Below are 517 nucleotides of genomic sequence, written 5' to 3'. Positions count from 1 at the left end.
CGCATTTCGCTCAGTTAAGAGCAGAACTCACAAATTTTACCTTAGCCTGATCACACACCAGTGAAAGTGCATGTCAGTCTATCTATCACATATCCGAATTTTTAAAGAACGATCTGACAAAAGTCAGAAATCAACATTCATCGCCGAATGTTCATTTCTAAGTTCTGAGCAGTGCTGCGAAACCTGAAAGAGTGGTGGAGCCAAGCGGGATCGAACCGCTGACCTCCTGCGTGCAAGGCAGGCGCTCTCCCAGCTGAGCTATGGCCCCATTTGACCAGCCGCACCAAGTAATTGGTAGGTCTGGGCAGATTTGAACTGCCGACCTCACCCTTATCAGGGGTGCGCTCTAACCAACTGAGCTACAGACCTATAACAGGGTTGCGTTACAGCATCGTCTTTACACAATGAATCAAGCAATTCGTGTGGGAGCTCATCAGCAGGCTGATGTCGTCGATTAAGGAGGTGATCCAGCCGCAGGTTCCCCTACGGCTACCTTGTTACGACTTCACCCCAGTCA

The 517-nt window shown here is 49.5% G+C and carries 2 tRNA genes and 1 rRNA gene; all 3 read right to left on the bottom strand.

From position 1 onward, the window contains the following. Positions 1-192: 192 nt before the first annotated feature. Positions 193-268: transfer RNA gene (locus ABE459_RS26035), tRNA-Ala, on the bottom strand. Positions 269-292: 24 nt separating this feature from the next. Beyond that, positions 293-369: transfer RNA gene (locus ABE459_RS26030), tRNA-Ile, on the bottom strand. Between the two features lie 86 nt (positions 370-455). Then, positions 456-517 (bottom strand): 16S ribosomal RNA (locus ABE459_RS26025); the annotation flags it as partial.

Source organism: Pseudomonas sp. TWI923 (assembly GCF_039673365.1).
Lineage (GTDB): Bacteria > Pseudomonadota > Gammaproteobacteria > Pseudomonadales > Pseudomonadaceae > Aquipseudomonas > Aquipseudomonas sichuanensis.
The sequence above is the reverse complement of the archived record's forward strand: the minus strand, read 5'-3'. Positions and strand labels throughout refer to the sequence as shown.